Origin of the sequence: Candidatus Protochlamydia sp. W-9 (assembly GCF_001950615.1) — a bacterium.
GTDB classification, from domain to species: Bacteria; Chlamydiota; Chlamydiia; order Chlamydiales; family Parachlamydiaceae; genus Protochlamydia; species Protochlamydia amoebophila.
The window spans coordinates 1-25,693 of the sequence record NZ_BCPZ01000045.1 but is presented as its reverse complement, the minus strand read 5'-3'; the positions used below and the strand labels follow the sequence as shown (position 1 = coordinate 25,693).

25 protein-coding genes are annotated in these 25,693 nt (G+C 33.9%); 11 read left to right on the top strand and 14 right to left on the bottom strand.

What is annotated here, in order from left to right:
- Positions 1-47 precede the first annotated feature (47 nt).
- From BU804_RS01050 to BU804_RS01035, 4 genes are all read left to right on the top strand, one after another.
- Complete coding sequence (locus tag BU804_RS01050; protein ID WP_075882631.1) at positions 48-1,544, top strand: hypothetical protein; 1,497 nt, start codon at positions 48-50, stop codon at positions 1,542-1,544.
- 450 nt (positions 1,545-1,994) lie between these two features.
- Positions 1,995-2,972 carry a L,D-transpeptidase gene (locus BU804_RS01045; protein WP_075882630.1) on the top strand — a complete coding sequence of 326 codons (978 nt, stop codon included), beginning with the start codon at positions 1,995-1,997 and terminating at the stop codon, positions 2,970-2,972.
- Positions 2,973-3,027: 55 nt separating this feature from the next.
- Positions 3,028-3,978: an acetyl-CoA carboxylase carboxyltransferase subunit alpha gene (locus tag BU804_RS01040; protein WP_011175714.1), complete on the top strand. Its 951-nt coding sequence runs from the start codon at positions 3,028-3,030 to the stop codon at positions 3,976-3,978.
- Between the two features lie 7 nt (positions 3,979-3,985).
- The gene (locus BU804_RS01035) at positions 3,986-5,926 is read left to right on the top strand and encodes an ABC transporter ATP-binding protein (protein WP_075882629.1); all 1,941 of its coding nucleotides are present in this window, start codon (positions 3,986-3,988) and stop codon (positions 5,924-5,926) included.
- Positions 5,927-5,952: 26 nt separating this feature from the next.
- On the opposite strand, the gene BU804_RS01030 is transcribed toward BU804_RS01035, so the two are convergent.
- The 5 genes from BU804_RS01030 to BU804_RS01015 all read right to left on the bottom strand — a co-directional run bounded on the left by BU804_RS01030 (position 5,953) and on the right by BU804_RS01015 (position 8,815).
- Entirely contained in the window at positions 5,953-6,762 is an 810-nt protein-coding gene (locus BU804_RS01030) for an SDR family oxidoreductase (RefSeq protein ID WP_158024979.1), read from the bottom strand.
- Positions 6,759-7,472 (bottom strand): putative quorum-sensing-regulated virulence factor, encoded by a 714-nt coding sequence (locus tag BU804_RS01025; RefSeq protein WP_042279310.1) that lies wholly within the window; start codon positions 7,470-7,472, stop codon positions 6,759-6,761. Before BU804_RS01025 ends, BU804_RS01030 begins: the two co-directional genes overlap by 4 nt.
- 3 nt (positions 7,473-7,475) lie before the next feature.
- Positions 7,476-7,955: a YbjN domain-containing protein gene (locus tag BU804_RS01020; protein WP_075882627.1), complete on the bottom strand. Its 480-nt coding sequence runs from the start codon at positions 7,953-7,955 to the stop codon at positions 7,476-7,478.
- A gap of 1 nt (position 7,956) precedes the next feature.
- Complete coding sequence (locus BU804_RS13050) at positions 7,957-8,121, bottom strand: hypothetical protein (protein WP_155117172.1); 165 nt, start codon at positions 8,119-8,121, stop codon at positions 7,957-7,959.
- Between the two features lie 136 nt (positions 8,122-8,257).
- Positions 8,258-8,815, bottom strand: coding sequence for a FliO/MopB family protein (locus tag BU804_RS01015; protein ID WP_042279315.1), 558 nt, complete (start codon positions 8,813-8,815; stop codon positions 8,258-8,260).
- A 39-nt stretch (positions 8,816-8,854) separates the two neighbouring features.
- On the opposite strand from BU804_RS01015, the gene BU804_RS01010 reads away from it, so the two are divergent.
- From BU804_RS01010 to BU804_RS00990, 5 genes are read left to right on the top strand one after another with little or no spacing between them, the layout of a single operon-like run.
- Positions 8,855-9,733, top strand: coding sequence for an HAD-IIB family hydrolase (locus tag BU804_RS01010; RefSeq protein ID WP_079988549.1), 879 nt, complete (start codon positions 8,855-8,857; stop codon positions 9,731-9,733).
- Complete coding sequence (gene folB / locus BU804_RS01005) at positions 9,726-10,514, top strand: dihydroneopterin aldolase (RefSeq protein ID WP_075882626.1); 789 nt, start codon at positions 9,726-9,728, stop codon at positions 10,512-10,514. Before BU804_RS01010 ends, folB begins: the two co-directional genes overlap by 8 nt.
- On the top strand, positions 10,514-11,221 hold the full coding sequence (locus BU804_RS01000) for an SDR family NAD(P)-dependent oxidoreductase (RefSeq protein ID WP_075882625.1): 708 nt from the start codon (positions 10,514-10,516) through the stop codon (positions 11,219-11,221). The genes folB and BU804_RS01000 overlap by 1 nt, the downstream gene beginning before the upstream one ends.
- Before the next feature lie 4 nt (positions 11,222-11,225).
- Positions 11,226-12,731 carry a hypothetical protein gene (locus BU804_RS00995; RefSeq protein ID WP_075882624.1) on the top strand — a complete coding sequence of 502 codons (1,506 nt, stop codon included), beginning with the start codon at positions 11,226-11,228 and terminating at the stop codon, positions 12,729-12,731.
- A 3-nt stretch (positions 12,732-12,734) separates the two neighbouring features.
- On the top strand, positions 12,735-13,607 hold the full coding sequence (locus BU804_RS00990) for a hypothetical protein (RefSeq protein ID WP_075882623.1): 873 nt from the start codon (positions 12,735-12,737) through the stop codon (positions 13,605-13,607).
- Positions 13,608-13,797: 190 nt separating this feature from the next.
- Here BU804_RS00990 and BU804_RS00985 read toward each other — a convergent pair whose 3' ends face one another.
- On the bottom strand, positions 13,798-14,709 hold the full coding sequence (locus BU804_RS00985; protein WP_011175702.1) for an enoyl-[acyl-carrier-protein] reductase: 912 nt from the start codon (positions 14,707-14,709) through the stop codon (positions 13,798-13,800).
- An 864-nt stretch (positions 14,710-15,573) separates the two neighbouring features.
- On the opposite strand from BU804_RS00985, the gene BU804_RS00980 reads away from it, so the two are divergent.
- Positions 15,574-16,515 (top strand): hypothetical protein, encoded by a 942-nt coding sequence (locus BU804_RS00980; RefSeq protein ID WP_075882665.1) that lies wholly within the window; start codon positions 15,574-15,576, stop codon positions 16,513-16,515.
- A gap of 665 nt (positions 16,516-17,180) precedes the next feature.
- On the opposite strand, the gene BU804_RS00970 is transcribed toward BU804_RS00980, so the two are convergent.
- From BU804_RS00970 to BU804_RS00955, 4 genes are all read right to left on the bottom strand, one after another.
- Entirely contained in the window at positions 17,181-17,645 is a 465-nt protein-coding gene (locus tag BU804_RS00970; RefSeq protein ID WP_075882621.1) for a Dps family protein, read from the bottom strand.
- Between the two features lie 17 nt (positions 17,646-17,662).
- Positions 17,663-18,202: a carboxymuconolactone decarboxylase family protein gene (locus BU804_RS00965; protein WP_075882620.1), complete on the bottom strand. Its 540-nt coding sequence runs from the start codon at positions 18,200-18,202 to the stop codon at positions 17,663-17,665.
- Between the two features lie 46 nt (positions 18,203-18,248).
- A complete protein-coding gene (locus BU804_RS00960) occupies positions 18,249-18,791 on the bottom strand; it encodes a ferritin-like domain-containing protein (RefSeq protein WP_079988547.1) in 543 nt (180 codons plus the stop codon).
- 277 nt (positions 18,792-19,068) lie between these two features.
- On the bottom strand, positions 19,069-19,254 hold the full coding sequence (locus BU804_RS00955) for a hypothetical protein (protein WP_075882618.1): 186 nt from the start codon (positions 19,252-19,254) through the stop codon (positions 19,069-19,071).
- A 239-nt stretch (positions 19,255-19,493) separates the two neighbouring features.
- On the opposite strand from BU804_RS00955, the gene BU804_RS00950 reads away from it, so the two are divergent.
- Positions 19,494-20,612, top strand: a complete 1,119-nt coding sequence (locus BU804_RS00950) for an FUSC family protein (protein WP_075882617.1) — start codon at positions 19,494-19,496, stop codon at positions 20,610-20,612.
- Between the two features lie 21 nt (positions 20,613-20,633).
- Here the strand turns inward: BU804_RS00950 and BU804_RS00945 are convergent, their stop codons facing one another.
- The 4 genes from BU804_RS00945 to BU804_RS00930 form a co-directional block, all read right to left on the bottom strand.
- Positions 20,634-21,308: a DsbA family protein gene (locus tag BU804_RS00945; protein ID WP_075882616.1), complete on the bottom strand. Its 675-nt coding sequence runs from the start codon at positions 21,306-21,308 to the stop codon at positions 20,634-20,636.
- A 441-nt stretch (positions 21,309-21,749) separates the two neighbouring features.
- Positions 21,750-22,229 (bottom strand): peptidylprolyl isomerase, encoded by a 480-nt coding sequence (locus tag BU804_RS00940; protein ID WP_011175683.1) that lies wholly within the window; start codon positions 22,227-22,229, stop codon positions 21,750-21,752.
- A 109-nt stretch (positions 22,230-22,338) separates the two neighbouring features.
- A complete protein-coding gene (proC, locus tag BU804_RS00935) occupies positions 22,339-23,133 on the bottom strand; it encodes a pyrroline-5-carboxylate reductase (protein WP_075882615.1) in 795 nt (264 codons plus the stop codon).
- A gap of 454 nt (positions 23,134-23,587) precedes the next feature.
- Positions 23,588-24,550, bottom strand: coding sequence for an alpha/beta fold hydrolase (locus tag BU804_RS00930; RefSeq protein ID WP_075882614.1), 963 nt, complete (start codon positions 24,548-24,550; stop codon positions 23,588-23,590).
- Positions 24,551-25,693 lie beyond the last annotated feature (1,143 nt).

The window sequence follows — 25,693 nt, the reverse complement described above, 5'->3', positions numbered from 1 at the left end:
TTGAATCATTCCCGTCTTGTTCACAGGATTTAAGGGGTACGGCACTCATGATTGACAAGCTTCCTCTTCAATCTCATTATGAAGCAAGGGTTGAAGATTTAGAAAATCTTTCTGAATTGGAATTAGCTATTCATAAATACCTGAGTAACCAATCTATTTGTTTGAAAAACCTTATTGATACATGCGCTTGGCATGAGACCTTAATGTCGGCAGAAAAAACAGTAGAAAATTGGAAATATTTACTCACACTCACTCTTCTTAACTATTGTATTTCCAATTCAGGGAAAGAATTGGCGGCAAAAGTCCGTTTATTTGAGCAGAAACCCTGGAATCAAGATTCCCAGTATTTTAGAATTTTGGTTGCTCTCAATCATGCCCTAACCAAAATGTCTGTGCCTGAGGTCGGCATTAGCCTGCTTGAAAGTGGGGCAGCTTTGATTGACTTGCAAGAGTATTCTTCTTGGCAAGCATTTCCTTATATTCCTCATCATCTAGAATTTGGTATTTATCTTAGTATCTTAGTTTATCTGACAAAAAGAGAGGATCTTAAAAAGTCTCTTATTCGTTTAGGCAAATGGCAACTAAATACTTTAGATGCAAATTATAAACCTCTTACAGCACTTTTTGTTAGAGAGCAGAATGGGGATCCGGAAGAAAATTTATTGCTTTATTACCTTTTTTTTCATTGCCTAGCCGCTATTACGGAAGAAAATGAATTTATAAGCGCTCTAGAAGCTTTATCTAAGCAATTAAAAAACAGAAATTACTCGAAAAAAATTCATCCATTATGGATTTTGATCGAAAGTTTTTTCAAAAGATTGCCGGAGAAAACTACTTTTTTTACCCTTCCAGAACATATCTATGATCCTTCGACATCTCTTGTTGGGTATCGTTCCTCAAATGGATGCACAGTTTGTACTTTGCATGGAGGGCGTACTGGTCTCGGCTGCATCAAATTAAAAGATGTAGAAATCGTTAATTTTGGCCCTCAATATTTACCTTTAAGTGAATGTTTAGGTTTTGGAATCGAAGGAAATCATTTGTCTGATCATGGTCTTCGTAAATCTATTATTGAATTAAAAAAACAAGGATTCAGTTTAAAAGGTTGTACCAGACTTGTCGACCAACCTTCTTCTTCCCCCTTTCAAATAGGATTATTTAGAGGAATCTGGCTTGAGGTTACACAAGAATTGGTGCAAGATCGATTAAATTTAAAAACCACTTTTTTAGGTTTAGATGGTTGGGAAGGAACAGCATTTAGCTTTTTTGCAAAAGCTGAAAAATGTCGGATCAAAGGAGTAAAAACACTTTTACCAGGGACACTTGATCGTTATGAGGGAAATGCACAACAGATTTCTTTAGAAAGTAAAGCAGCCTCTCTGAATCTGAATATTCCTTCTTTTGGAGGAACGGTACAAGTCATTCCTTTAGCAGGGAAACATGATTTTTGGGGAGCTAATTTTTTGATTGCTTACATTCTTCACTCAGATCAAAAAAACTATCATTGGCAAATTGAATTTTCAAAAGAAAATCTCAGGGATTAAAGAGATCCTCAAACTTGTTTTTAGATGGCTGATTAGGCGATGAAGTAGGTAGGAGATTTTGAATAGCAAATTCATCACAAAAATTATTGAGTTGTCGATCTGAAACGAATTCTGTTTTAGGTATGGCACAATTGTTAGAGCGACCTGGTTGATAATACTTACAATTTTGGCAACAATGTAAAGCGGAACCACACTTATCGCATGTTTCTCTAAAAGATAGTTTACCTCGGAAAAACTCAGGTAATTTTGTTCCACAGTGCCAGCAGTACAATCTAAATTTACCCACTTTGTTTTATTATTGTGTTAAAGAATAATAATAGAGATAATAAATACTCAAGTTTTTTATTTGCTTAGAGGTTTTATCTTTTTTGGCAAAAAGATTTTAACTTCATAACATGAATGAGAAATATAGGTTCTTAAGCCTACATTTGACGAAAAAAGGTTAAATACATGTCATTACCCAAATTGCTTGCCTTTCTCTGTATTATTCTTTTTGGAGCGATTGGAATAGCTGCAATTTTTAAGAGTTCCTCTACTCCGGTATCTACAAGACCATTAAAACAAATTCCTCTTGAAATTGATTTAGACCAAAATATACAAGTAATTGCCCCTGCTTTGGCAGTTGCTCAGCAATCACGTTCTTCCGATTTTTCATTATCAACGTTCGAGCTTCCTGAAGCTAATCGAATTGAAGAATTGTTCGTTAAAGATTCAAAGTTACCCATCGTAGAAACAATTACGTATAAAAGTCGCGTCAATTGGCAAAAAGGTCGCCCTGCTTGGTTATCTGATTATGCTGCTCATTTTGAAACCTCAAGGCATTTTATTGCTCGAAGTCTTAATGGTAAACCTGATTATTTAAAACAAGATTTGGCAGAAGGAGAGCGTTTTAACGTTCTTCGCAAAGATAAAAATATTCAATTTTACCTCATCGTTGATACCTCTCGTTGTAAAATGTGGTTTTATTATTTAGCTGATGATGAAAAAAAACCTGTTTTAATCAAGACGTATCCGGTGGGATTAGGAAGATTGGATTCTTCTAGTAGTTCGGGCTTATTAACACCTCTAGGAAAATATTCTTTAGGAGACCGCATTGCGACTTATAAACCGAAATCCATGGGCATTTATCAAGGAAAGAAAACGGAAATGATTACTGTTTTTGGAACTAGGTGGATTCCTTTCGAGCAAGAAATTGGTCATACAACTGCTCCTGCTAAAGGATTCGGTATTCATGGCACACCCTGGGAATATCAATCTGGATTAGCAGTGGATCAAATTGATAGTGTAGGGAAATATCAGAGTGACGGATGCATCCGTTTAACGACTCCTGATATGGAAGAGTTATTTTCAATTATTGTGACTAAGCCAACAACAATTGAAATTGTTAGAGATTTTTCTGAGGCGACCTTACCAGGAATACTGGATTAAATCCTAATTTATTAAAAATTAAATAGATAGAAACTTTAAAGGAAGGAGTACTCCGTTGGATATTTTACCCCATGAAAAGCAAATTCATGAGTATATCAAAACGATTGAGCACCTCAAAAAACAGAGTCAAGACAATCCAATTTTTGACGTTGAAATTCAAAAATTAGAGCAGAAATTAGATAGTCTCAAGCAACATGTCTATTCCGAATTGACCCCTTGGCAAAGAATTATGATTTGTCGCCATCCCTCTCGACCGCACGCTGTCGATTTTATTCGCCACCTTTCAGAAAGTTTTGTAGAACTGGCTGGTGATCGCAGTTATAGAGAAGATCATGCGATTGTCGGAGGTTTGGCCAAAATTGGAGGGATCAAGTGCGTTGTTATTGGACAAGAAAAAGGTTTTGATACTGAGAGTCGAGTTTATCGAAATTTTGGAATGTTAAATCCTGAGGGCTTTCGTAAAGCTTTACGTTTAATGCAAATGGCTGAGAAATTTCAATTACCTATTATTTCTCTTTTAGATACACCAGGGGCATATCCAGGTCTTGAAGCAGAAGAACGTGGCCAAGGATGGGCGATTGCTCGAAATCTTCGTGAAATGATGCGTATTAATACTCCAATCATTATTACAATCATCGGGGAAGGATGTTCGGGAGGAGCACTTGGAATGGGAATAGGAGACGTCATTGGAATGTTAGAACATGCCTATTATTCCGTTATTTCTCCAGAAGGATGTGCGTCAATTCTTTGGAAGGATGCCTCTAAAAACGTCGAAGCCGCCTCAGCCCTCAAATTGAATGCTGAAGATCTTTTGAATCTTAAAATCATTGATAGTATTATTAAAGAACCCCTTGGTGGAGCGCATCATGATCCTCACATAACTTACCAAAATGTCAAACAATTTTTAGTTGAACAGTTACATATCCTTAGACGAATTCCTTCTCAAATTTTACTTGAACAACGTTATTTGAAATTTCGTCAAATGGGAGAATTTTTAGAGGGTTAAAAGTTTTATGCGTTTGTTAATGAAAACAGCATTAATGGGAAAGCAACACCGTTTTCTGATTATCCTAACAATTTTATCGATGATCTTTTTAACGATTGCCTCTCAGTTAGAAGTTATCGCGCTTGGGGTCATTACAAGAAAAGGACCAGATTTTTTTGAACTATTTGCTCCTGTGAAAGATGGAAAATTACAACGTCAGACAGAGGTAAGCTGGAATCAAATGCAAGATAGATGGGTAGAAATCGAAGGACCTGAACGAGATACTATAACTCTGCAAGATACAATCCATTTTCTCAATCAACATACAGGAACAAATCAAAATCTCATTGAAAAAGTCATAAAAAGTTTAGATTATTTCATTCCTGTGTCTTCTAGTTTGAAAGCCTTAGCTTTTTTTATCGTTATAGTTGCCTTGTTTAAAGCCCTCTCTCTTTTTAGTCAACGTTTTACAGCAAAACTTGTTGCAATTCGAGTCAGTCGAGATTTACGTCAAGCTTATTTTGAACATATTCAATCTCTTCCTATGACATTTTATCAAAAACATCATATTGGAAGTTTATCTTCGCGCGTCGTAGGCGATGCCTCTTTAGTTGCCGAAGCTTTGAATGCATGTTTAGTGAATTATTTACAAACTCCCTTTACAGTATTTACAACACTGACTTTGTGTTTTTACACTTCTTGGCAATTATCGCTCATTATTTTTTTTGGTTTTCCTCTCATTGTATTTCCGATTATTTTTTTAGCTAAAAAAGTAAAGAAAATTTCTAAACAAATTCAAAAGAATCAAGAAATATTCAGTTCTGTTTTGATTGATTTTTTAGCAGGAATCCAAACTGTCAAAGTCTTTGCTATGGAAGAGTTCTCATTGAAAAAATACCGTGAACAAAATGGAAAAATGGCCGCTCTCGAACAGAAAAGTGCTCGTTATGACCTTTCTTCTAGACCTATTGTTCACACAATTGGAATGTTTTTTTTAGCGACGGCGCTTCTTTATGGATTGTATATTTTACAATTAAATGTTTCTGACGTTCTTGTTTATTGTGGTTTACTTTACGTTTTTTATGAACCTATCAAAAAATTTGCAGAAGAAAATACTCACATTCAAAAAGGAATTGCTGCCGCAGAAAGAATGCAAGAGGTTTTACATGTACAACCGCAGATTAAGAATCAGGATGGAGCATTAGAGCTTAATCATGTGGAAGAAACCATAGAGTTTGACCAAGTTTGGTTTCGGTATGATTCAAAATGGGTTCTAAGAGGGGTAAGCTTTACTATTCAAAAAGGGCAGACTGTTGCATTAGTAGGCCCGACAGGTTCTGGAAAATCGACTATTGCGCAGCTTTTACCTCGTCTATATGATATTGAAAAAGGAGAAATACGAATTGATGGTCACTCCTTAACTGCCTATACGCAAAAGTCACTTCGAGAACAAATGGCCTTTGTCCCTCAAAAACCTTTTTTATTTTTAGATACTGTTGCTGAAAATATTTCTTTTGGTAGACCTTTTAGTTCATTAGATATTCAAGAAGCTGCGAAGCTTGCACATGCCGATGAATTTATTCAACAATTGTCAGAAGGTTATCAAACAGAACTTTCTGAAGCGGGAAAGAATTTATCGGGAGGACAGCAGCAACGATTAGCTATTGCCAGAGCTCTTGTCAAAAAAGCCCCTATTTTGATTATGGATGAAGCAACTTCTGCTTTAGATGCATTAAGTGAAGCACATATCAAATCTGCTTTAAACCAACAACGTGGCAAAATAACACAAATTATTATTGCACATCGATTATCGACAATTGAAGACGCAGATAAAATCATCTATTTAGAAAATGGAGAAAAGATTGCAGAGGGAACAAAAGATGAATTGCTGCATTGTTGCCCCCCTTTCAGAAAAATGTGGGACGTGATGTATACACAAAGGAGTGAAAAGCCAGTACAGACAAATTAAAGAATCCGTTAAATTATCCATGTAAGCTATCTAGCTGGGCCATTCTCGAGAAAAGAAAAGCCAAGTTTCTTTAATTTTAAGGAAGAAACTTTTTTGTTTCCTCCATGTAAACTTGGTTTATTAGCATCCCATTGAATGGAAGGAAGATGAGCTGATTGCAGTAATTGCTCATAAAAAAGCTTTCGGGGAATATGAAAATCGTTACAGAGATTAAAAATTCCGTGCAATTTATTTTGCAAAGCAAAATCTAATGCTCGGATAATATCTGTGAGATGAATTACATTAGTCAATTGATTTCCCGTCCCTGGAAATGAATGTTGGTGCATTTTAATAACGCGATCAGTAATCCACCGACCAGGTCCGTAGATTTCGCCAAGTCTAAATATTGTGACATTAACAGAGCTAGGAGCGTTCAAAAAAAATTGTTCTGTTTGGCTCAAGCAATAACTTTGTTCATTAAGAGGGTTAAGTAACGTGGTTTCATCAACCCAGTTTCCTTGAAAATCTCCATAAACAGAAGTACTTCCAGTATAAATTATTTGCTTTAGAGAAGGAGTTTGGGGTAATAACTCAATAATGCGCCGTGCTGTTTCTAAGTAAGTATTCTGATAATCTCTTGAAGAAGCAGCGGCAACAGAAACTAATAAAATGTCTTGATTAGCTAGAAAAGGAAGAACGCTATCATCTGTTAATTGATGGACTTGATGAGCAAAAGTTTGAAGAAAGTTGATTTTTTCTATCTGCCGTGTGGTAACAGTTAAAAAATGAGATTGGTTTTTCCAGTAAACTGCGGCAGCTTGACCAACATATCCACATCCTAAAATCCCGATTCTCACATGGATTCTGCCATTTCTAGTAAACCAAGCTTTACAAAACTTGCTTTCAGTTCTTGATTTTCAGGTTTATCAAAAGCCCCTGTCGTTGCTAGCCATGAGATATAATTTTTTGGAATTTTATTTAAGGGCTGCCCTTGGTGTTTGCCAAAAGGCATATGTTGGATAGCTCTTGGGCGATTTAATAAATCAAATACATCTTGAATTTCTAAATCATCAACCATTGAGCGAAAAACTCTTTCTAAAACAATCACGTCATCTAATGCTCTGTGCGCATTGTTAGCAGTTATTCCATAAATTTCTCTTAAAAACTGTAATGTATGCCGAGGGAGATCTGATCGGTACCGTCGTGCCCATTTTAAAGAATCAAGAAACTTCCAATGAGTTGGAAGAATAAGTTGATTCCTCTCAAATTCGTGCCGTAGAAAATGAAGGTCAAAATTATCATTATTATGCGCGATTAAAACAACTTCACCGGCACAAAATTCGACAAATTCTGCCCCGACATCTGCAAAAGAACCTGCGTTCGCAACCATTTCATCAGTGATATGATGAATAGCGGTGGATTCTGGAGGAATCGGAAAACCAGGATGAACGAATTTCTCAAACCGTCGATTTTGAACAGGGTCATAGGCAGCAATTTCAATTACCCGATCTTTTTCAGGTTTTATGCCTGTCGTCTCTGTATCATAGTAAATCGCTCTTAAAGACATGGATTAGCTTTCATTCTCCATTTCACGTGTTTTTTCCAATATTTCATCAAGTGTTGTTTGGCCAAAACCGACAGCTTCGATGGGTGTCGCAAACATTTTACAAACTTGCTCAATTGTTTTAAGAAAAGCCAATAAGAGTTCCTCGTCGATGTTTTTGTTTGGTGTTGGGAGCATGAGTCTATAAAATACAACACCTGCAATTTCGTCCATTCCAAAACCTGGAACGTCAAGCTCTTTATTGAGAAGATGCAGAAGTCTAGCCATATCAGAAATAACTGGTTTTGCTATTTGGCAGGGAATAAACAAAAGTAATTGAAGTAGGTTTCCCTCATCAAAAATTCTCAAAAATAAAGGATACTCTTTATTTGCAATCTTAAGGATTGTATAAACCTGGTCGGTTTCGATTTGAATATCAGCTTCGTAATGATTTCTCTGCATCGCAGTTAATAAAGCCTTGAGGCTCATTTCAATGGGAGTTGTCATATTAATTTCCTAGCCCAGGTAAAAAACTATTGGGTTTTTCGCAGGTCACAGAAGGATTGTTGGTCGTCGGAACAACAGAAAATTCATTTTCTCCTGGCATGCGATAGCAGCTAGAAAGAATTAACAAAAGAGAGCATAAACTCAAAACGGTCGCAATTTTTTTCATCTTTACATCCAATTAAACATAAAATTGGATTGTAATTTAACTGTTTCATTAAATTCTCGCAATAGCCACTTAAGTTGGCGTATAAAAAATAGGCTAGATTCAAAAAATTTTCAATTTCTAAATCTGAAATTTCATCTTAGGATAGCTTAGTCGGATTGGAAAAATAAGGGGGAATCGCAGGGCGCTTATAATTAGTGTCGTCCCCTTCTTCCAAAAATCCGATGGTTGCGAGATGGGAAACCCCGGCTACAGATTCGCCAATTAAAAGATGCTGTCCTTTCACTTCAATCAAATAAATAGTAGATCGTGGTGTTAAGTGCCTAGTTTCTAGGATCTTAATGGAGCTGGCTTGGTTCATTTGAGTGACTTTTGATTTAGTCATGCGTTTGAGCATCCAAGAAGCCAAGAGCATAAAGCTAATTAATAGTCCTAGGATGAATAACATATTCATAAATTTTGCTTGAAAATGATCTGTTTCCGTCAACTCTGGATCTATTAAAGGATCGTGCAAGTTTTCTTCAAGAGAAATACTTTTTTGTGGTAAATGGTTTTGTGACTCTGGGGAAGAATCTATTTCACCGAGTTGTTCCCCGTATGCTGTTTCTTGCCCCTGGACAGGATAAAGAGGTGAAAAAATAAGCAAATAAAAGAAAGGGATGAGAAGATAATATTTCATAGCTATAATGGGTATCATGTTAAAAAATAACACTACATTCTCAACAGTTTTTTTCCTATGTTTTTTCGCAAAATAAAAGGAATATTTGCATTAGATATAGATGGAACTGTCACGGCAGAAACCGAAAGCATTCCTTCAGAAGTTATTCAATTTTTTGAAGATCTTTATCAAACTGGCTGGCAATTCATCTTTATTACAGGTAGACCTTTTCAGTGGGGAGTACGATCATTAAACGTGCTATCCTTTCCTTATGCTTTGGCGGTACAAAATGGGGCCCTTATTGTGGATATGCCTTCAAAAAAAATTCTTGCACGCAAATACTTGTCACAAAATTTGCTTCATGAAATGGAAGTTGTTTGTACAAAACATCACACAGATTTCATTATTTATACGGGATTAGAAAATAAAGATTTATGCTACTATCGATCAGACAAATTTGCTCCATCAGCTTTGAATTATCTCTGGGAACGGAAAGAACATTTAAAAGAAAATTGGTCTATCATCAAAAATTTTAATGACTTACCTATTAAAGAATTTGCTTCGCTCAAATTTTTCGCAAAAGAAAAAGAGGCTGTTTTAATCAGTCAAGATATAGAAAAAAAATTAGGGTTACATGCCCCTCATATTCGCGATCCTTTTAACAAAGAATATTTTGTTGTACAAGTCACTCATCCTGAAGCAAATAAAGGGAGCGCACTGAAAACTTATTCTCAATTATCCCATTCGCTTTATTCCTCAATTGCAGCGGGAAATGACTTCAATGATTTATCATTACTTCAAGAAGCAACGGTTAAAGTTGCTATGTCAGATGCCCCTGAAGCGTTGCTAGCAATCGCGCATGTAATCGCACCTCCGGCGCATCAACAAGGAATTATTGAAGGATTAACGAAAGCGATCGATTATCTCGCAAAAATAGGTAAAACGAATAATGGTTAATAGACCCTTTGTTACTGTTGGAGGATTGATTTTTGCTCCAGATGGAGATATTTTTTTAGTGCGGTCCAAAAAATGGAAAGACCTGTATTCATTACCGGGGGGGAAAGTAGAGTGGGGAGAAACTCGTCTTGAGGCTTTCAAAAGGGAAGTATTTGAAGAAACAGGTTTAAAAATCTGTAAAATTAAATTCGAAATGGTGCAAGAGAGCATTTTTTCAGAAGAATTTTGGGATAAAGGACATTTTGTCATGAATGATTTTGTGGCAGAACTTGATCCTAGCTTTTCTAAAGATAAAGTTCTTTTAAATGATGAGGCTTATGAATATTTATGGATAAAACCTGCACAAGCACTTAAATTGCCCCTTCACAAAGCATGTCGACTTCTCATTGAAAGATATTTGACACAACAAAAGCCCTTCAATCGCTGGGGATTCATTGGATTTAAAAATCATAAAGTTTTTTGTAAAATTGGGATTTATCCTCAGGAGAAAGCACAAGAACAAACCCTTTATTTCGATGTAAAAGCAAAAATAGATTTTAATAAATGTTCCACAAGTGATTGTATAAAAGATACTTTAGATTATACGAAACTTGCACATGTTTGTACTATGATAGCAAAAAGAGACTCTTATCAATTATTAGAAACTCTTTCTTGCGCTATTTTAGATTACTTGTTTAGTCAGTTTGATGTTCAATGGGTCCACTTGCGTATTAAAAAACCCGGCGCAATTTCTAGTGCAAATTTCGCTTTAGTTGAAATTGAGCAAGAGAGGAGTTGTTGATGGCTTGGACATTAGTGACTGGAGGAGCGAAAAGGCTTGGGGCTCACCTGTGTTATGCGCTTGCTGAACAAGGATATTCTGTCGTTGTTCATTATAATAAAAGTGAGCAAGAAGCTAAAGATGTTGTTAAGAAATGTCAAGAAATAGGGGTGGAAGCTGCTGCAATTCAAGGGGATTTTTCGAGCAACGAAGCTATCCAGGACTTTACTAAACGGTACTTACTCGAGTTTAAAGAAACAACAAATTTAATTAATAATGTAGGAAATTATTTTGTTCGATCTGGATTGCAAACGCCTTTATCAGATTGGATGGCCCTTTTTCAAATAAACTTACACGCTCCATTTATTCTTATCCAAAAAATGATCCCATCTTTGTTAGAATCTAAAGGTCAAATTATTAATTTAGGAGTAAGCGGTTTGTACGAAAACCCTGCTGGAATTTATTCAACAGCCTATCGTATGACTAAATCGTGTTTGTGGATGTTAACAAAATCTTTGTCGGTTGAATTGGCTTCTAAAGGAGTGAGAGTTAATATGGTTTCCCCGGGTCAAACGGATTTTTCCGTAGACTTGCAACATCAAAAGCATAAATTACCAATGAATAGGCCTTGTGAGTGTAAAGAAATTAGTCGAGTCATCACTTTCCTTCTTCATCCCGATAGCGTTTATATCACAGGCCAGAATATTGAAATAGCCGGAGGAAGTTAAATTCATGTATGACCAAGACAACGATTTTTCTAATCGAATGAAGTTTTTTATTGAAAATGCTATTATGGTAGGCCGTTTCTATCAAAGTTCGCAAACGGGCTATCTTCATTATTATCATGGGATGCCTATTCCGGCTACACATCAAACAATTCCAATTTATGAAAATGTTTTATTTGTTTTAGCTTTATTGAGATCACGATTGATTGAAAATATTCATGAAGCGAAACAGTTATTACAAAATATTTTAGCATTTCAATCACAGGTGTCGGAGGAAACTCAAGGTAATTTTCCTATTTATTTACATCAGTATCCTATTTGCCATCAGGGTGAAACTGGAATTTCGTTAATAGCTCCCTTTTATTGGATCTTAAAAAATTTCGGACATGTTTTAGGACAAGAATTGAAATTTGATTTAGAAAACTCCTTATCTCGTTTAATTGACTATGGTAAAACTGTACATCAAAAAACTCCTTTCCCTTATTCCATTGCCGTAAGATTAGCTGCAGGATTAATGGCCGTTGGAAAATTATTGAATCGACAAGATTGGCAAGAAGAGGGAATTGGTTTATGGAAACAGCTTGCTCGCCCATCTATCAGTTGGTATGCAACAACTTATTTATCTGATCTGTTGATTTCTCATCAGATGGTGGTAGGTCAAGAAATTAAAGACTGGGAATTATTTTGGACTTATCTCAAACAAACATGGAATTCGCAGTTGTGTTGTTATACAGGTCCTCATGTGAGAGAATGGCAAAACAAAGATGAACCTTTAAATTATTTTTATGATCTTATCATGAAATGCTGGTTTTCTCTTGAATTTCCTCGCTTTAAATCGCATGAAATAATTCATTTAGAAGCCGTTTTAATCCACAGTCCGTTTTCAGAAGATTTAAAATTAATCCAGAATGACTCTTTTTATCAACTAGATGGAGTTTATAAAGGTCAAAAATGGTTATTAAATAAAGCTTATGAACACACTTGGGTAGCTCTCGAAAAGAAAGTATCTGCTAGTTTGATGGGAGAAAAAACATTTACTCCATTTTGCTTTTTTACTGGCCAAAACTTCCTCCATACTTTTGTTTGTCAAGGAGGGAAATTTTCTCAGTTAGAATTTAAAATGTTATCTTCTCATTCTTTGGAGTTTTTATTTCATTTTAATGATGCAGGGGATAAAGAAGATCGGGACAAAACTAGAGATATCTGTTTTTATTGGAATGATCATGCCGAATGGCAAGTTCGAGTCAATAATCAGCAATCTAATACTTTTGAGCTTGGCCAAACTATCCAATGGAGTTGTCAATCTCGCCCAGCTTTTACGATGGTATTTGAGCTTTTGGAGGGGAAAGGGCAATTTTTAGGACATTTAGCAAAAGGAAATCGACCTTCACAATTTAAGTTAATTAGTGAAGAAAAGCATTGCCAAGCTTACGACCGTATTTTATTTATTCGAACAATTAGACGGACAGGTCCTTCCACATTGAGAGCAGTTTTGCATTTTTCTCAAAGTTAAGCTATGGGTTTTAAAGTTCGAAGTTATTTTTTATCTTTGATAATCATCTGTATTCTTTCAACTCTAACAAGCTGTTGCCCCTCTTCTAGTGCTTACAGAGAGTTGTACTCCCATTTACGTCAATATAAAAAAGCACGCTTGCCAATGAGGGAAGAGAATTATTTTTTGATTATTTTAGTCAATGCACGCCATTTAGATTATACGGATACCCGTTCATTTTTTCATACAGTGGCCAAGCATCCCCGTGATGCCACTAAAAATGGAGATTTGGGACATGCTTGGATTTATTTACAAGGAAATATTAATGGAAGAATAGTCGTGATTGAAGGAGGACATTCTGGAGAAAGAGGAATGACAGATGTTCGTTATTTTGATGGCATCATGAATTATAATGATTGGGGATATGTAAATCCCACTTTAGAACAAAGGAAACATCCTTGTTATGAACCCAATCCTGCTAAATATTTATGGGCAACTTTAAACGATGGTTATTTTCAACAAGGAACAGGAGGGCATAAACCCACCTACGCTGCAAAAATTTCATTAACTAAACAACAATTCAATGCAATCATTCAAGCTATCAAAATCGATGCTTATCCTTATCACCATTATTCATTGACGCAACAGCAATGCTCAAATTTTGTTTCGAAAATAAGTGAACTAGCCGGTTTAAAATTAGAATCAGAAATTGCTATGCCTATTTATCCTTCTGTATGGTATAGAGGGCAAATGGTCCGGCTTTGGGTAGATCCTCAATATTCAGTAATCAAACTTGCAACACCTGATATCCTTGAAAAATCACTAATGAAAGCTGTACAAAAAGGTGATGCAGAATATGCTTTAGATTGGTACTTAAATAATAAATCGCGTAACTAAAACTTTAATTATCAAAAAATAGCAATTGATCGGATTAATTATTCACCTTTAATTTTTGAATATTTTTAGTTTCAATAATGCTTTGATTTAAAAATATTTTATTTAAATTTCTTTCTATTACATATAGTCCGAATGAAATTTTTCGAAAGAAAAATTTCATTCGTTGAAAGCATATTTTTCATTAAAAAAATTAAACTTCTTGTTCTGCTTCTTTTAAAGTTGGGCTATCCATTCCGACTCCCATCGCATGAAGGCCGTAATCTACATAAATTGTAGATCCAGTAATTGCACAGGCTAAATCTGATCCTAAAAAAGCCGCAACATTTGCCACTTCACAAGCTTTAAGCTCTTCCTGAAGGGGAGCATTCACTTGAGAATAATTAATCATACGATCAATAAAACCAATTGCTCTAGCTGCACGACTTCGTAGGGGGCCAGCCGAAATGGTATTTACACGAATATTCCATTTTCTGCCGGCTTCCCAGGCTAAAGTCCTGGTATCACTCTCTAAAGCTGCTTTCGCAGAGCTCATACCGCCTCCATAGCCTGGAATAATTTTTTCTGAGGCGAGGTAAGTCAGAGTTAAGGCTGACCCTTGAGAATTAAGATAAGGTCCAAGATGAGACAATAAACTCACAAATGAATAAGAGGAAGAGCTAAGAGCTGCTAGATATCCTTTTCGACTTGTTTCTAATAAAGGTTTTTGTACTTCGGGTGCGTTGGCAAGGGAATGGACGAAAATATCTATCTTTCCAAAATCCTTTCCAATTGCTTCGCAGACCTCAGAAATGGTATAGCCTCCAACACCTTTATATCTTTTGTTTTCTCTAATTTCTTCTGGAACATCTTCGGGTTTATCAAAAGAAGCATCTAGGGGATAAATTTTAGCAAAAGTAAGTAAGGATCCATTAGGTAAACGGCGTGAAGCATCAAATTTTCCCGCCTGCAAGCTAGAAGTAAAAATCTTCAAAATAGGAGTCCAGGTTCCGATAATGATTTCTGCTCCTGCTTCGGCAAGGGCTTTAGCAATGGCCCATCCAAAGCCTTGATCATCTCCTACTCCAGCGATAAAAGCTTTTTTTCCCTTTAAATTGATTTGCATTTGAGAAACTCCTTATTATAGAAAATTTTAAGTGGGCTCCATTGTAAGATTTTACTTATAAGTTTGTCGAAGTTTTTTTTAGAGCTAAAGGTGTTTATCGAATTATTTATTGTTTAATGTTTTGAATAAAAAAATACTTCTAATAATTAATTTTAAACTTCTGACTCTATTAAATTTTTAATAAAAATTTTGTAATATTGATATTTATTAAAGATAAAGTCAGCTTGATAAATTACCTCGATTTTTTCATTAATCGATTTTTCTTTGACTCAATATCAAAAATATAAAGTTTAAAAATTTATTGTTATTTAGTGACTACTTGTAAGTCGCCTAAAACTTTTATTGGAGTTTATATAAATACGAATGAAATTTGTTATCCTGATGCTTGTATATGGGCAAATTGGTTAAATATGATTGCTAGTCAATTCCATCAACTTGGATATATTGTTCAGAGAAAAAATTCTTATAATTTTTTTTAAAGATAAATTAGCATTAAGCATTTAATTTGGTAGGATACATACGAGTTGATTCGCTATGCGTTTAAATATTGTTGAAATCATTTCTCGATGTCATGAAGAAAAGCAGGTTATTTGTTAAATTAATGCTGATAAATTTTCTGTGAGGAAGTTACTGGTCTGAAGGATACAAAATTGATTTTTTTCTTAAGCAAATAATGATTATTCTCATCGCTTGCATATTTCAGCATAAAACGTTATTATACATGCTAAATTTTGTTTTATCCCCTTAAAAATCAAAGATTTTATTGCTTATTGAAACAACTTAAAAAATGACCAATAGCTATTTTCAAAATGGTAGGCACAATATTTACTTTACTTATTCAACACAAGCATGAGAGCTAGAGAAATGCGTTTGAGAGTTTTTTTTATTCGTTTGAGTTTAATTTTTTTTATGATAATGGCTGTTTACGGTTTAGGGAGAGGTTATTTTTATTTAACAGGAGGATTCACTCTAGCAAATATCACCTCAAATTTTCCTTTTAATCCTCAATGGGAAGTAAAATCCTTCCCTGCTGAAGAACAAATTCAATTTTTACCGATCTTTGATCAACCCTATCATTATCTGGGTAAAGGATGTCAGTCGTATGTTTTTTTAAGTGAAGATGGACGATATGTCATTAAATTTTTTAAATATCAAAGATTTCGCTTACAGCCTTGGCTTCTTTATGCACCTCCGCTTCCTGCAATCATTCAATATCGGAAGGAAAAAGAAAAGAAGAAATGGGACAAATTGGATGGATTTGTCAAAAGTTGGAAAGTTGCTTTTGAAAATTTAAAAAAAGAAACTGGACTTATCTTTGTCCATCTCAATAAAACTGAAAATCTGCAAAAGCAACTCGTTATTTATGATAAAATTGGTAGAAGGCACCAAATAGATCTTGATCAAATGGAATTTTGCGTACAGTATCGAGCTACTATGCTTTGTGATAAATTATTAGAATTTAAATCACAAAAACAAGATCAACAAGCAAAACTTTTAATTGTTAATCTTTTAAAATTGATTTTATCAGAATATCATCGAGGGCTTGCAGATAATGATCATGCTCTCATGCAAAATACTGGTGTCGTCAATGAAATGCCCATACATATTGATGTTGGACAGTTTGTAAAAAATGAAGTAATTAAAGATCCTACTGTTTATCATCAGGAATTATTTACGAAAACTTACAAATTTAAAATTTGGTTAAATGAAAATTATCCTGAACTTGCTTCTTTTTTAGAAGCTCAGCTAAAAGAAATTATTGGTTCCGCGTACTGGACAATGCAACCTAAGTTTCGACCCAAATAGAGCCTTTAAAGCAATAAAATTGAATTAATTTCCTTACTTTCAAGGCAATTTTTGTTGAACATGCCCTTCTTCATTTTTCCTTTGAGCGGCGGCTGCTTGTTTTAAATTCATTTTTTCAATGTTAATTGGTTGAACTTTTCCTTATGCAAATCAAACTCAAAATAGGTATAACTTTTTTCCATTTGGATTAACAAGGAGATAGCTTACTTTGATTTTAACTCTGCTAAAGCTTGGCCAAGCTGTTAGACTAACTAAAAAAGTAGCTGCGGATTGGCCTAAAAGAAAATTTTTAGGGTTTTAAAAACGATATGATTGGCCTTATAGCAAATATATTTAACGTAAATTGCTCATTTAACAAGAGGTTTAGGATAATGAGCAATAACTGCGTTACCTTCTTTAAATTTTATCAATTGCTAAAGCCAACTTAACTGGATCCCAGACTCGAAATAAAAGAAAATTCATGAGGAAGTTGATCTGTTAATAACCCCCTCACAAATCTTCCAATCAAAAGTATTGACCGCCGTGTAAACAATTTAAATTTATATTTCTTTAGAGCATCTAGCCTTGGTTGGGAAAATCCATTAATTGCTAATTCGTTTGATTCTCTAAACTTTTCTAGGGCGATTGCTTTCATCATTTCAGCCATTTGGCATTACGCATAAAATTTAAAAATGACTACGCAGCATCCAAGCAGCTTTTTCATGAGCCCTTAAGCGTTGAATTAATAAATCAGCTGTTCCTTCATCACCAAGTTCAGAAGATTGATCAATTCGTTCTCTTAGGTGACCGCAAATAGACTCGTGGTCTTTTAAAAGCTGTTGAAGCATGTCATCTCCACCCAAATCTCCATCAGATTCTTTTAATGAGGTCATTTCTAAAAATTGTTTCAAGCTCCCAGGTGCCTGCTCACCTAGCATACGAATGCGTTCGGCAAGTTCATCTGTCGCTTCAGCAAGTTCTTCATATTGCTTTTCTAAAAAATTATGCAAAGCATAAAATCGAGAATCGACAAGGTTCCAATGAAAATTTTGAGTTTTTACATATAACACATAGGTATCAGACAATATCAAACTCAAAAACTGAGCAATTTGCTGTCTGACACTTTGATCTAAATTGAGATTAATAGTCATAAATACTCCTTATTTATTTAATTAATCTTTGGAGCAGAAGGAAAATCAATTTGAGGATCTGTAATATGATTAAAATAATTAGTAAAAATATTCAAAACCACAACTAGAATAATTTCCACAATTTCTTGATCTGAAATGCCAGCGGATTTTAGTTTCTCTATATCTTGATCTGAAACTTGAGCTTGTCTTTCCACAATAGTTTTGGCAAAAGTTAAAATGGCTTCTGTTTTTTTATCTTGAGAATGCCCTAGTCGTGATTCTAAAATATCTTTCTCTTGTAGACCGGCTAATTTAGCACTCACAGTATGTGCTGATAAGCAATATTGACAATCATTTGTTTGACCTACCACTAAAGCAAGTTGTTCTCGTAGTTTAGGACTTAAGCTTGTCTGCGATGCTGCTTCACTTAATCCTAGATACCCTTTTAAAGCCGCTTCAGAATTTCCCATATTTTGGAAAATATTCAGAACGCGACCCATTTTTTTTTCTAAACCACTGTAAATTTGGGTAATGTTTTGATTAGCTTCTTCTTTTGTAATAGGGCTGATTCGAGTCATTTTATACCTCTGATTAAAAATAGATGGACATGTTTAAAAAATACAACTATTGAGTAGATTCTAATTCTGCTTCATCATTGATTCCACGGCTGAAAAACCCGCCTTCAGCGAGATCAGTCAACGTTTCATCAAAGCGAGTTTCTTCATCTAAAGAGTATTGTAAAGTATCCGCAATTTCTTCAAAGTCGATTTGCTCGGTAGAAAAGTTACTTAGATGTCTAGCAAGGGCTCGTGCGGAGCCGTAACTTGCGATTTCATAGTGCTTTATTTTTTGGCAAAGAATAATTAAATAGACATCTTTTAATGAAGAGGGGGTAGGAAAACGAGTGATAATTTCTTCAACCTCTTTTATTAACTCCCGCATAGATTTACAAATGATTTCTGATGTATTTGCATGTAAAGATTCTAAAATAAACTGAAGTCTTTTCTTTTGATCTTGAGTTTCATTAAGATGTGTTGTTAAGGCTGATTTTAATTCAGGATGTAGAGACTCTTTGATCATTTTAGGTAATAAGGCGATAAGCTGATTTTCAACATCAAAGAGGTCTCTTAATACAGTCGTAAAGACTTCAAATAAAGAATGTCTCATGATTCTCTCCTTATCAAGGATTGGAGTTTATCATCCTAATATTTAAATGATTAAATCAATTATTTAAATAATTTATATGCTTATTGTTCCTATACTAATTGAATGAGGGGATTGAGGCAATAAAATCCCCTTAAAAAGCCTAAAAATTTTTTATACAAAGTTTGTCTTTTTAGAAAAAAAGATTTTTAATAGGTGAAATGCATTAAAGGTTAAAAATATAGAAGAAGCTACTAGAGGCTTTTCAAATGGATACAGAGCTATTCTTTTTATAAATAATCTAATATAAGGTGTTGCCGTTTACAGGATTGGAAAAAGAGTGTACTTTGGGCTTTTTCGATTTAGCGATTCTTTTACCCATCTCTTCTATTGTCAACTCTGCCTGGCTAGATTGATTTACTACAGGGGCTTTTTTAGATTTTTTTAGGGCCAAAAGTTTTTGCTTAAAATTGTTTGGATTATCCATTTGATACCTAAAAAGAAAGAGAAATCTACTTTCAATTATACAAATTACAATTTATTGGGGAATAAAAAACAAATAAGTCATCCTCAGTTACATTGTGTTTGAGCTGAATCTAATATTTTGAGGAAATTAGAAAAACTGTAAGGAAAAACAGGAAGCAAGTAAATAGGGAATTTTTATTTCAAATAATCTTCATATCATAGCGAAGCAAGCTTAACCTTTTTAATCTTTTGAGATAAATCATGCAAAAAATTCAAAATAGCTGGAAAACCCACTTAAATCAAATCAATTTTAAATTATCTTTTAAAATCAGCTTAGCTGCTTTAACCAGTTTATATGTTTGTCATGAATTAGATCGATATATTAAACATCCTGATATTTTTACAAGCGGGTTATGGTGTGTCATCGCCTCTATTTTCGCTTCGTTGCCCACTTTAGGAGGGACTTATAAAGCAATTTGGAATCGATTTCTTGGAGTCTTAGTGGGATCAGCGATAGGGGCTTTTTTCGCCTCTCAATGGGGAGCTCATCCTTTTGTTTTAGGAATGGCTGTTTTTACTACGGCAATAATCAGTTTTTTATGCGGATTAAAAGAGAGCTATCGAATGGCTTGTTTATCAGTGGCTGTTATTATCGTTCCTTGGGGGATGCATCCTACCTTGAGTCCTTGGGCTTACGCTTTTTACCGTTTTTTAGATACTTGCATTGGATTGGGGGTAGCGGTCTTTATTGCTAAAGCTGTTTGGCCATCACAAGCATTCACAGTTATGCAAAAACAAATGTCAGATGTTCTCAATCAAATTAGACAAGCTTATGAATACATTGTAGTTTCGGCTAATCATTTAAATAAAAGTGATGCAATTTCAAAAAGCCTTTTAAACGATGTTGAACAAGCATTTAATCAAATTCATGTAAATTTGGAAGAATCAAAAATTGAATTATTTGTTGGATTTTCTCCTGCTACTCTTTGGGTGGATTTGTTAGGAGCTTTGGAGAGACTTTGGGAAAATGTAAAAGATTTAAAAAAAGTTTTTAATTCGGTATTGGAAGAGATTTTTGATGAAGAATTAAAAAGAGAAGTTTGTCATTTGAATGAACAAATTGATTTCATATTGAAAGATTTGTCGGAGAATTTGAAAACAGGCGATACGCAGTATAACTATTCTCAAATTCCCTTATTACAAGAGGCGTTGAACAACCAACTTGTTCGTTTTAGAGAAACAAAAAACACAAAAAAATACAGTCTGGATCGAGTGGAGACTTATTTTGTTTTTTTCTATAATTTGAAATCGATTTTGAATGAATTACAACAATTACAAATGATTATTCATCAAGATGTTAACAAAGGCAACCATAATTAGCTTCTCATGGCCTTATTAACATTAGTTTGAAAATCCAAAAATACTTTTAAACCAAGACTTCTTTTTTGGTTTGGCTTTACCTTCCAAAACATCGATTGCTTCAGAAATTGCTTCTTCTTTTGCTTGCCCACCTTTAAAAATTTCAAATTGCTTATTATTTTTATTGACAACGATTACTGAGGGAGTGGCGTTGATTTGATACTTTTTGACAATTGAATCAAAAAAATCAATCCCCTTACTAATATCTTCGTAGGAAAGTTCTTGAAAATTTAGCTTATTACATTTAGCTATTTTTTCAACGTCAGAATCTGTGGGTTTTTGATTTTCTTTTGTTAAACAGATTAAGGCTTGGCGAGCTTTGAGATAGTTTTTCTTTTCAAAAATCAAAAATGAGAGGTGATAAGGAGAATAATTAGAGCTTTGACGATTGATTGGATAATCAATGAAATAAAATGCCGCTTTATTTTTAAATTTATCATACAGATTTTCTAATCTAGGTTCTAACTTTTTACAAGATCTGCAAAACCAGTCTGAGATAATATAAATTTCGATAGGGCTATCACTTTTACCGAGGACAACACGTTGTTTTAAATTTTTTTCACAAATTTCTTCTTTTGCTGTTAAGTCTATACTCATGAGAAGAAAGAAACTAAATATAAAATGAAGGGCGATAGACTTGAATGTGTGAAAATTCATATAACCTCCTGAGAATTAATTCAATCGTAATCATTAAAAAATAATGATAACAATTTTGATAACTCAAATTTGCAATATATGGTTTATATTTGCATAATTGCCAATCTTTTCCAAGAGTTATACAATAAACTTAAAATCTACTCTAAAGCTTCAGATTTTCATTGTAGATAGCGTTGAGTTTGTAAAAACTCTTCTTCACTACGTTGACGTTCGCGAATTTCTAGCTTTAATAAATAATTATTTTCAGCTAATCTTCTGTCCTTTTGATAACATTCTGTTTGATCGAAAAATGTCTATTTTGAAACATAAAAGTGTAAAGACTTGTTAAAATTGAAAATAAATTTCCTATCTGTAAGATAATTTCATGATCAATGAGTTGTAAATTCATTCTAATTCAGCATCGACTCAGAATTTAAGCGATGCTGAATCCTTTTACAAAGTTTACTCTTTAATAGTAATATTGATAATTTTTTGTTCTTCCACTGGACGATCTCCAGGACCTGTTTGAGTGTTTTCAATTTTTTGAACGACATCATAACCTTTAATGATCTCTCCAAAGATCGTATGTTTTTTATTCAACCAAGGTGTAGCAGCTGTGGTAATAAAAAACTGGCTTCCATTAGTTTTTGGGCCAGCATTTGCCATTGCTAATAAGCCTGGGCGGTCAAACTTTACGTTATCAGAAACTTCATCTTCAAAAGGTTTATTCCAAATCGATTCTCCTCCACGGCCGGTTCCTGTTGGATCTCCTCCTTGAATCATAAAACCTTTGATTACTCGATGAAAAATAACTCCATTGTAATATCCATCTTTCGCGTGCTTAATAAAATTTTCTGTTGCTTTAGGAGCAACATCAGGTCTTAAAGCGACTTCAATTGTTCCTTGAGTAGTTTCAATTTGAGCAATAGGTTGATTAGGCATAGATTCCTCTTTAGCTTGTAGGGGAGTTAAGGTATGAATAAGAAAAGTTGAAAGTGTAAAAAAAGTAAAAGTGAATAAATTCATTTTCCCTCATTTTTAAATTGTTATTCTAATTCTTTAAAGAATCAGAAACTTGTTTTATTTTATTGAAAGAAGCAAGAAAAGTATGGATGATCCCACTTCTAACACCGTAATCTTCAAAAGTTTTTAATCCTTCAATTGTCATTCCTGCAGGTGAAGTAATTTGCCACTTTAAATCTGCTGGATGTTTATCAGTTGTTTCTAAGAGTGCTAGGCTTCCTTTAAGCATTTGGAAAATGAGGGACTTTGCGTCAGTCATTTGAAATCCCATATAAATTCCAGCTTCAATCATGGATTCAACAAGGGCAAATATAAAAGCTGGCCCAGATCCAGTTAGAGCCGTTAATGCATCAATTTTAGATTCTGGAAGCCAATAAACTGAACCTAATGGATCAAAAAGAGCTTTTAAATGCATTTTTAGTTTATCAGTTAATTGATCATTCTCAACTAATCCAATGACTCCTTTTCCGTGAATTAAAGCTAGATTAGGCATCATTCTTACAACAATCGATTGAGAGAAACAATGTTTTAATGTTTTATAATTTATTCCAGCTAAAATGCTTACAATAATTTGATGGGGTTTGAGTAGAGGAGCTAATCGTTCCGTTAAATCATCTAAATTTTGAGGTTTGACAGCCACAAGAATTAAGTCCGCTTCTTCAATAGCTGAAAAAAGATCTGCATAAGCGGTTGCTTGTATTTGTTTAGTTAAAGATTCTGCGGTGGCGGGATAATGATCATATAAAGAAATTTGATGATTCATAGCCAATCTTTTGGCAATTCCAGAACCCATATTTCCACAACCAATAATTGTGATATGCATTTTTGTCTCCTCAATCTTAATGGACATTTGCAAAGTAATTAGTTAAAAGTCATTTTGGTAAACATCGATGATTTTATGAGAGGTGAAAAAAGGTTTAAAAAAAACATTGTATGAATAGCAAATTGTCACACAACATACCAATATCTAAAATTAAGATCATTAAAATTTTCGGAGAGATAACCATGCGTGTTCTTGTTACAGGAGTGATTAGTTATATCGGTCTTACCTGTTGCAAAAACCTTTAGTTTAGAAGAAAAAATTTAGACTCTTTCATTAGGAAATAACAAAAAAGTTTAGAGATTTAGCTAATGAAATGATGTTAGATTCTCAAGTCAGTCATTTTGCATCAAACGTTTATTGAATGGACACATTCAACATGCCTTTTTTATTAGTGAAATAAAACTTTTATGATTAAGTTTGGAAAATACCTCAGCAAATAGAAGGATTTTAATCGCTAATTTGAACGATCAATATGTTTGCCAAGAAACTCTAAAATCGTTTCTGTTACTAAAATGGGTTTTTCTTCATGAGGGATATGGCCACAGTTAGGAATTAAAAGACAATCAGCTTGTGGAAATTCTTTAACAAATCTTTCATAATGGGTAATGGGAATTAATTTGTCTTTATCTCCCCAAATAATTAACAAAGGGTGTTTGAGAGAATGGTAACGTTGGCTTAAATCGACTAACTTTTGTTTATCAAATTGTTTTAAGGTTGTTAAGGACGCTTGTGTTCCACCTGGAAATTGATACGGGAAAGAATAAGCTAAAACTTGTTCCTCAGAGACAGTATCTGGATCAAATACAATTTGCTTCAATCCAATCCTGATGACTGGCGGAGAAACAAAGGAAAACCATAAGGGGTCAAGGTGCCTTGTTAAATAAAGATAAAAAGGAAGATCAAGAGGATATCCTAAAGCATTAATTAGTGTTAAAGAGCTTACTTTTTCGGGATAATCTAATGTTAAATTTAAAGCTAAGCCACCTCCCATTGAACTTCCGATTAAATGAGCGGAAGAAATTTGTTTTGCATCCATAAAAGATTTTAACTGTTCGATAAAGAAATCGGCGTCATACGCAGCATTTAAGGGTTTATCACTTAATCCATATCCGATTAGATCAATTGTCCAAACATGATAACCAGCTTTTGTTAGAGGCTCTATTAAGTACCTCCAAGTAAAAGAATGAGCACGAAAACCGTGAATAAGTAAAAGATGTTTAGAGCCAGATCCATGTTCAGTGTAATGGACTTGCCAATTTCCTTGCGGAGTTTGCCATTCCCAAAATAATTTTCCTTTTTTTAGTTCGTCTTGTTTTTCCGCTTCCAACAAGGAAATAGCTGTAAAAAAGTACAAGGTAAATAACACTGCCAAAATAGTAAAACTTGGAAAAATGAAACGATAAAGAAATTTTCTCATTTTATGCTCACAAACAAAAAACTTTAGTTAATCATACTTAGGGTGGCTAAATCGGATAAAGCCTTTCTTGCGATTTCCCTTTCGACAGAGAGTGCAAACTTAGATCAAGAGATTTTCAAACTCGTATTAAATAAGGTTTAGAGTAGTAACAAAGAAACAAGATTCTACTCTATTCAAGCCTAAAATTGTATGTATAATATTTCCAAAAAAAACACCAATCCTTTGAAGAAAAATTGACAGCTTAACAAATTATTTAAAATTTTTATTGGATTTATCATAATTATAATAATTTTGTTTAATATTTTAATATTTAATGCCTCAATTAATATAGAATAATTTTAAAAAACTAATACATTAGGAAAATTGGTTTGGCTTTGCGCGCTAAATGAAGTTTCTTACTTATTTTTTTGAAGGAAGTCTCAATGACACATTGATATGCCTCAATTGCCAATCCATAACAGACAAAAAGAATGGGTTCATCTATAAGGGAAAATAAAACCACCTATCTCTTTCACGTGAAAGACAGCTCGCGATCCAACTGCAAACACAGGGATTTCAAAAAAAATCAGGGCGAATGCGATAAGCATTACTTGGAAGAGTTTCATTAGAGAAAATTTGCAGAATTTTTGATGTTCCTATGTCATGGTTGTTAAAGTTTATAAATAAAATCATTAAAGCGCACTCAAAGTCTTTAAATGCAAATGTAACTTATATGGAAGAGATTGAAGTAACTGAAGTTGAGTTTGATGAACGACAATGAAGCTGTAATAAAGAAAAAAAATTAAGCGTTATGGCTTATTTTTGTTTTCTATGTTGTAACAAAACACTTTTTGGCGATGCATATAGAAAAAAATAATAAAAATTCGCAAAAAATTAGTTCCTTTAATTTATCATCTTTTTTAGCCATTTCTAATTTTTTAGATAAAATCCTTTTCCTCTGACTATTTTGTTTAACTGTTTAATTTTTATAGAATCTTTTAGTTAAAAAAATCGATAGAAAAGTTGTCCATAAAATCTTCTATTTTCATAGTTTCCTGCAAACAGCAATTAAACAAATTGTCATTTGCATTGAAGCTACTTTATTTTATAATTTATAAAAAAATATAATATTAAAATATAAAAAACTAATTGATAGTTAATAAT

Excerpts from the sequence above, each read along its gene's own strand:
- BU804_RS01015 (WP_042279315.1), bottom strand. The coding sequence starts at position 8,815 with ATGATACCCATTATAGCTATGAAATATTATCTTCTCATCCCTTTCTTT.
- folB (WP_075882626.1), top strand. The coding sequence starts at position 9,726 with ATGGTTAATAGACCCTTTGTTACTGTTGGAGGATTGATTTTTGCTCCA.
- BU804_RS00980 (WP_075882665.1), top strand. The coding sequence starts at position 15,574 with ATGCGTTTGAGAGTTTTTTTTATTCGTTTGAGTTTAATTTTTTTTATG.
- BU804_RS13050 (WP_155117172.1), bottom strand. The coding sequence starts at position 8,121 with ATGAAAAAAATTGCGACCGTTTTGAGTTTATGCTCTCTTTTGTTAATT.
- BU804_RS01025 (WP_042279310.1), bottom strand. The coding sequence starts at position 7,472 with ATGTCTTTAAGAGCGATTTACTATGATACAGAGACGACAGGCATAAAA.
- BU804_RS01035 (WP_075882629.1), top strand. The coding sequence starts at position 3,986 with ATGCGTTTGTTAATGAAAACAGCATTAATGGGAAAGCAACACCGTTTT.
- BU804_RS00950 (WP_075882617.1), top strand. The coding sequence starts at position 19,494 with ATGCAAAAAATTCAAAATAGCTGGAAAACCCACTTAAATCAAATCAAT.
- BU804_RS00930 (WP_075882614.1), bottom strand. The coding sequence starts at position 24,550 with ATGAGAAAATTTCTTTATCGTTTCATTTTTCCAAGTTTTACTATTTTG.
- BU804_RS00985 (WP_011175702.1), bottom strand. The coding sequence starts at position 14,709 with ATGCAAATCAATTTAAAGGGAAAAAAAGCTTTTATCGCTGGAGTAGGA.
- BU804_RS00960 (WP_079988547.1), bottom strand. The coding sequence starts at position 18,791 with ATGAGACATTCTTTATTTGAAGTCTTTACGACTGTATTAAGAGACCTC.
- BU804_RS00940 (WP_011175683.1), bottom strand. The coding sequence starts at position 22,229 with ATGCCTAATCAACCTATTGCTCAAATTGAAACTACTCAAGGAACAATT.
- BU804_RS00990 (WP_075882623.1), top strand. The coding sequence starts at position 12,735 with ATGGGTTTTAAAGTTCGAAGTTATTTTTTATCTTTGATAATCATCTGT.
- BU804_RS01000 (WP_075882625.1), top strand. The coding sequence starts at position 10,514 with ATGGCTTGGACATTAGTGACTGGAGGAGCGAAAAGGCTTGGGGCTCAC.
- BU804_RS01010 (WP_079988549.1), top strand. The coding sequence starts at position 8,855 with ATGTTTTTTCGCAAAATAAAAGGAATATTTGCATTAGATATAGATGGA.
- BU804_RS01050 (WP_075882631.1), top strand. The coding sequence starts at position 48 with ATGATTGACAAGCTTCCTCTTCAATCTCATTATGAAGCAAGGGTTGAA.
- BU804_RS01045 (WP_075882630.1), top strand. The coding sequence starts at position 1,995 with ATGTCATTACCCAAATTGCTTGCCTTTCTCTGTATTATTCTTTTTGGA.
- BU804_RS00995 (WP_075882624.1), top strand. The coding sequence starts at position 11,226 with ATGTATGACCAAGACAACGATTTTTCTAATCGAATGAAGTTTTTTATT.
- BU804_RS00970 (WP_075882621.1), bottom strand. The coding sequence starts at position 17,645 with ATGACTATTAATCTCAATTTAGATCAAAGTGTCAGACAGCAAATTGCT.
- BU804_RS00965 (WP_075882620.1), bottom strand. The coding sequence starts at position 18,202 with ATGACTCGAATCAGCCCTATTACAAAAGAAGAAGCTAATCAAAACATT.
- BU804_RS01020 (WP_075882627.1), bottom strand. The coding sequence starts at position 7,955 with ATGACAACTCCCATTGAAATGAGCCTCAAGGCTTTATTAACTGCGATG.
- proC (WP_075882615.1), bottom strand. The coding sequence starts at position 23,133 with ATGCATATCACAATTATTGGTTGTGGAAATATGGGTTCTGGAATTGCC.
- BU804_RS00955 (WP_075882618.1), bottom strand. The coding sequence starts at position 19,254 with ATGGATAATCCAAACAATTTTAAGCAAAAACTTTTGGCCCTAAAAAAA.
- BU804_RS00945 (WP_075882616.1), bottom strand. The coding sequence starts at position 21,308 with ATGAATTTTCACACATTCAAGTCTATCGCCCTTCATTTTATATTTAGT.